This window comes from Celeribacter persicus, from assembly GCF_003050785.1.
Taxonomy (GTDB): domain Bacteria; phylum Pseudomonadota; class Alphaproteobacteria; order Rhodobacterales; family Rhodobacteraceae; genus Celeribacter; species Celeribacter persicus.
The window spans coordinates 1-5,147 of the sequence record NZ_QAOH01000053.1; the positions used below are offsets into that span (position 1 = coordinate 1).

Sequence of the window (5,147 nt, forward strand, 5' to 3'; positions counted from 1 at the left end):
GCCCGCGAACGCTTGCGCTTCCGGGTGTGCCGCTGGTCGCCGTGGCGATCTGCTATGAGATCATCTTCCCAGGGCATGTGGTCGACGACCTGTTCCGGCCGGACTGGATTTTCAATGCGACCAACGATGCTTGGTTCGGAACCAGCATTGGACCGGAGCAGCATCTCGCCTCCGCACGCATGCGCGCTGTCGAGGAAGGGCTTCCCATCGTCCGGGCCGCAAACACAGGGATCTCCGCGATCATCGACGCAAACGGTGACCTCGTCGCGCGGCTCGGCAACGGAGAAACCGGTGTCATAGATGCGGCTCTGCCCTCTGCTCATCCGTCAACGCTCTATGCGCGCTTCGGCGACTGGGCGCTGCTGGCTCTCATCTTCACTACTTGGGCCGTGGGACTGGCTGCAGGTCTGGTCGGCACACACCGGTGCAACAAGAGAACAAGAACGGAGAAAAAGTCATGCTGGTAATCGCGGGCATTGTCGCGGGTGCGATCTGGGGTGGATATCTGGCGCGACGCCGAAAAGGAAACCGGCTGGATATCCTCCAGTATGCGGCGAGTTCGGCGATCGCCTTCGGTCTTCTCACCTATTTCATATCGGTGGTCCTCTTGCGCATCCTTTTTAAGAAGGGTTTCGAAACAGCACCGACATGAGACGGCTTTTCAACATATTGCTGTACGGGTTTCTGGCAATCTGCATCACGGTATCGGTTGGTTCCGGGTTGGTCTATTTTCTGCTGAGCGCATCCGTTCCCGATTACGACGAGGACTTCACGGTCGCAGGCTTAGGCGGACCGGTCGACATTCTGCGAGATTCTTCGGCAGTCCCGCACATCTCCGCAGCTTCCGCTGCGGATGTTTACTTCGCGATCGGTTTCGTTCACGCCCAAGACAGGCTCGGTCAACTGTTAAGGGCAAGGCGAAAAGCGGAAGCTTCGTGGCCATCGGATGAGATCTTGGACCTTGAGCCAGCGGTCTCAGACGCGCTCGCATCCTATGCCGCCGGCGTTAATGCGTGGCTGGAGCTAGTGTCGGAAGGCGGGCGTGGCCGAGGCTCTCCGGAGCTGCTGATCGCAGACGAACGGTCGATCGCGGCCTGGACACCCGGCGATAGCCTGAGGATTGCCCGGTCTTTCCTGAATGGCCTGCGACCGGGAAGCGCACGGGAAGGAATGCCGAGTATATCAGGTGCCATTATACCGGCGGATCGCCTGAGAGTGCCCGAACTGTTTGCGACTGATCCGGAGCAGCGCCTTGATGCATGGGCGATCGACGGCGACCGAACAGCGACCGGAACGCCAATTCTAGCCGCCGATATCAGCGGTTCCCTGTCGCTTCCCTCGGAATGGTATCTCGCAGATCTTCAATTTTCGACAGGGCCGGCCATAGGGGCCACAATACCGGGCGTACCTTTCGTTATTGTAGGTCGCAATGCGCGCGTCGCCTGGGCCTTCCGGTCATTTCCCGTGCCAGACGAGGAGGCACCAAGGGGGCCGTCACACGTGCGGGCGGCAGGTTTCCTGACGATGCTGGAGCTGTTCGCGCGTTCGGCCGATGCGACCGATGCCATCGGAGTTGCCGCAGACATGTTGCCGAAGGGCATGAAGGTATTGACCATTGACCGAGAGACCGTTGCCCGATGGCCAAGAGCGGAGGCCGTACGGGCGTCGTCTTTTCGCGACATTCGACTGGCGGAGCTTGAAGCGCGGCAATCGATCTTCTCGACGGAAGGCGCCATCGGTGTTCAAAGGGACACCGTAAGTTCCGTGGCGCGAACCCTCCTGCCCCTGATGGCGAAAGAGCTTTGGTTCGTGCAGTCCAGAGACAGCATCGAAGGCACCGATGCGGACAGCCTTCGTCGTGAGCTTCTGGACAGGCTTGCCTCGTGGAATGGCGAAATGGATCGCTATTCACCGGAACCTCTGCTGTTCTGGACCTGGGTCCGGGCTTTGCAGCAGCGCATTTTGAAGGACGAGTTTCCGACAGCGGAGCAACTCTGGACCCGTCCGAACCCAAACTTTCTTTATGCGGTACTCAGCGATCGTCGCGGTAGCGCGATCTGGTGCGACATCCGCCTATCCTCACCTCGCGAGACATGTGAGGAGCAGGTTCGCGTGGCCCTGGATGATGCCCTTGGCTGGCTGGTCGATCGATATGGGCGCGATCCCTCGACGTGGACCTGGGGGGAGGAGCATAGATTGGACATGCAGTGGTCGCCAATCAGTTCACGTGGGTTGCTGACCGACCTGCTGTCCCTTCAAGCGCCGATTTCAGGCGATCCGTATACGCTATTCTTGACATCATTTGGTGTCGAAGAAGACCGTCCATTCCTTGTGAGTGCCGGAAGCAATTTTCAGGCGGTCATGTCGATATCGGAAGCAGCGGGATCATACTACATCTCGCCCACCGGACAGTCGGGACATCCGCTATCTCGATTCTACGACAATCTCTTTCCCTCCTGGATACGAGGCGAATACCTGGCCATGTCGACCGATCTGTCACTGGCCCGTGGCGGCGCTTCCGGGATCTCGCGACTCACACCGGCTACCTCGGACAGTCCTCGGATGAGCGAGGGCCAGAGCGAATGATCACGAACCTCTTCTTTCTTTACGACCCTTTCGGCGATGAGCTGTCACCGGTGTCGCTCATTGTTGTCGGCCTTACAGCATGGCTGTTTTTGCGTGGGCTCAAAATACACGTTCGCTGTCTCGGAAGGGTTTCTGGCTGGCGTCGAACCGTCTTCTTTGTCGGCCTCGCGGTCGTCCTCGTCGCGACGAATGGGCCGCTCCCGCCGTTGGGGCACAGTCTGTTTTCTGTACATCAGGTCGAGCATCTTCTTCTGCGACTGGTAGGACCGCTTCTTATCGCGGTTTCTCAGCCCTGGCTTGGCCTTCAAGCCGGATTGAAAAGGGAATGGCGCCGACGCCTTGCCGCGATTGGGCGTGCGCGCATCCCGCGATTCTTGGCGCTTCCTGCATCTGCCACCTCCCTGTTGATTGGCGCGCTTTTCGTCTGGCAGATCCCGATGATCTACGCCCTTACACAACGTATTGCGGCGATGGAAGCGCTGGCACATCTGTCTATGGTGCTGGCGGGGCTTTGGTACTTTGCTATGCTGTTCGATCCGCGTGATCCGCCTGAAGGAGCGCGGCGCGGTGCTCGACTGATGTCAGGGTTCGTGGTGATCGTTTCCAACATCTTTCTGGGCTCCCTGACAACGCTCAAGGAGGTGCCCCTCTATGGATCAGAAATCATCGCAGCGAGCGGTGGTCGACTTCGCGCCCTGGCTGACGAGACAATCGGCGGCTACGTCATCTGGGTCCCGTCGTCGATGGTTCTCATCGTGGCAATCATCCTGGTGCTGAACGGCTGGAACGCGGCGGAGGAACGGCGCTGGACGTCCCGCTACGACCTGATGCGCCAATCGAATGCGGCGGCGCTCGAGTTTCCGGAAACCGCGGAGGAACTGCGTCTGAAAGTAGAGAAGCCGAACCGGGACATGGGCCGTACCCTCGCCCTTGGCGCATTCGCCATGTTCATGGTTGTCATGATTACCGTCGTGACCATCGTCTATGCCCTCGGATAGATTGAATTCGACATGATACCAGACGTATTCTTCCCCGCTAGGGCCCGCCTGTTTCGCCACTGCCACGGCTGGACACATATTGTAGTGTCCTTAAGCGTACCGGGTGCTTGCGCTGGCCCACGGCGGCGAGCGTCACTTTGGCCGTGATCGCCATCGAAGCGATCAACGTGGCCCTGTGCCGACGATTTGCCTGATTTGACGGAAGATCATCTCCTCCCATCAGGCGTAGATGTCGATCGGTGTTCCGTCTTTCACCATTGCATAGATGTCCTCGATCTGCCGATCTGTGACCGCGATGCAGCCAGCTGTCCAGTCGCGGACGTCCGTTGGGTCGATGCCTGGGCGTGGACCACCATGGATGAAGATGTCGCCGCCGGGGGAAAGGCCCTGCGCTTCAGCAAAGGCGATGTCGGCCTCATTCGGATAGGAGATGCCAACCGAAAGATGATACGTACTTTCGGGGTTGCGCTTATCGACTACGTAAGCGCCCTCAGGGGTCCGGCCGTCTCCCTCGAATTGCTTGTGACCCTCAGGAGCGAAACCCAGCCCGACCGGATAGGTTTGCAATACGCGATCGGCTCCGTCCAGAACAAGCAAACGCTGCCCCTTGTAAAGCCGAACACGGGTCACCTCGGGTCCGCCATAGCTGCGGAACTTGCTGGCACAGCCAGACAAAAACGCTGCCAACCCGCCCAACAGGACGGCGCGGCGGGGAAATCGGATGGTTTTCACTGCTCGATGCCTCTTTCGTGAGGTCTGATATGGACAATACGTTACCTTGCAAATGCTGCGTGATCAATGTCCGTGGGCAAGCGCGGCCTTTGCCATCTCTGGACCAACCTGCTCACCGCTGAATGCCTTGCGGGCCTACCGCAGCGCCTTGAGGGCGACCGGCAGGGAGGCCACGGCAAGCCTTAATCGAACAACTCGTGAAGCCAGGATTTGCGGCGATAGCCGTGCTTGCCGTCGCCGCCGCCGTGCTTTCCGCGCCGGTAGCCGCGATCATCGTCGTAGCCGCGCGGCTCAGGCACCCGCTGAGGCGCCACATCGGGTGCCGAACGCTCGATGATCTTGTCCAGTTCGCCCCGGTCTAGCCAGACACCCCGGCAATCGGGACAGAAGTCGATCTCGATCCCCTGGCGGTCGGTCATGCTCAAGGGCACCTCGCAAACCGGACACATCATCCTGCCCTTCACGCTCATGTCTCGTCTCGGCTCCTTTCCGGGTTCTCCCAGTTCAATGACCATGTGCCAGCGCCCCTTTGGCCAAGCCTTCGCCAACCTGCTCACCGCCGGACGGCGGCGCCTTGGCCTCTTGGCTGTTCAGCAGGCGCAGGGCGTTGGCCACCACCAGCAATGACACTCCTACATCGGCTGCAATAGCGCCCCACATCGATGCCACTCCGAAAGCGGTAGCGACGACGAAAACGCCCTTGGTCGCCAAGGAAATACCGATGTTCTGATGGATAATCGACATTGTCCGGCGCGAATGACCGATCAGCCAAGGCACCTTGCCGAGATCGTCGGTCATCAGGGCTATATCCGCCGTCTCGATTGCCGCGTC

General features: G+C 59.7%; 6 protein-coding genes and 1 pseudogene. 4 read left to right on the forward strand and 3 right to left on the reverse strand.

Annotation, left to right across the window (positions count from 1 at the left end):
* The 4 genes from C8N42_RS20750 to C8N42_RS20765 form a co-directional block, all read left to right on the forward strand.
* Positions 1-467: apolipoprotein N-acyltransferase (locus tag C8N42_RS20750; protein ID WP_146168301.1), on the forward strand; the 467-nt coding region annotated here is incomplete at its 5' end.
* On the forward strand, positions 458-652 hold the full coding sequence (locus tag C8N42_RS20755) for a hypothetical protein (protein ID WP_058249025.1): 195 nt from the start codon (positions 458-460) through the stop codon (positions 650-652). The genes C8N42_RS20750 and C8N42_RS20755, both read left to right, overlap by 10 nt.
* Positions 649-2,586 (forward strand): penicillin acylase family protein, encoded by a 1,938-nt coding sequence (locus tag C8N42_RS20760; RefSeq protein ID WP_058249026.1) that lies wholly within the window; start codon positions 649-651, stop codon positions 2,584-2,586. Before C8N42_RS20755 ends, C8N42_RS20760 begins: the two co-directional genes overlap by 4 nt.
* Positions 2,583-3,584 carry a cytochrome c oxidase assembly protein gene (locus tag C8N42_RS20765; protein WP_058249027.1) on the forward strand — a complete coding sequence of 334 codons (1,002 nt, stop codon included), beginning with the start codon at positions 2,583-2,585 and terminating at the stop codon, positions 3,582-3,584. The genes C8N42_RS20760 and C8N42_RS20765 overlap by 4 nt, the downstream gene beginning before the upstream one ends.
* 219 nt (positions 3,585-3,803) lie before the next feature.
* Here the strand turns inward: C8N42_RS20765 and C8N42_RS20770 are convergent, their stop codons facing one another.
* The 3 genes and pseudogenes from C8N42_RS20770 to C8N42_RS20780 all read right to left on the reverse strand — a co-directional run.
* Positions 3,804-4,316, reverse strand: coding sequence for a L,D-transpeptidase family protein (locus C8N42_RS20770; RefSeq protein ID WP_040618649.1), 513 nt, complete (start codon positions 4,314-4,316; stop codon positions 3,804-3,806).
* 182 nt (positions 4,317-4,498) lie between these two features.
* The gene (locus C8N42_RS20775) at positions 4,499-4,786 is read right to left on the reverse strand and encodes a TFIIB-type zinc ribbon-containing protein (RefSeq protein ID WP_009503851.1); all 288 of its coding nucleotides are present in this window, start codon (positions 4,784-4,786) and stop codon (positions 4,499-4,501) included.
* A gap of 34 nt (positions 4,787-4,820) precedes the next feature.
* Positions 4,821-5,147 (reverse strand): annotated as a pseudogene (locus tag C8N42_RS20780) (cation-translocating P-type ATPase); the annotation flags it as partial.

Bases quoted from the DNA above. Each gene is read 5' to 3' on its own strand.
- C8N42_RS20765 (WP_058249027.1), top strand. From the start codon at position 2,583: ATGATCACGAACCTCTTCTTTCTTTACGACCCTTTCGGCGATGAGCTG.
- C8N42_RS20775 (WP_009503851.1), bottom strand. From the start codon at position 4,786: ATGAGCGTGAAGGGCAGGATGATGTGTCCGGTTTGCGAGGTGCCCTTG.
- C8N42_RS20760 (WP_058249026.1), top strand. From the start codon at position 649: ATGAGACGGCTTTTCAACATATTGCTGTACGGGTTTCTGGCAATCTGC.
- C8N42_RS20755 (WP_058249025.1), top strand. From the start codon at position 458: ATGCTGGTAATCGCGGGCATTGTCGCGGGTGCGATCTGGGGTGGATAT.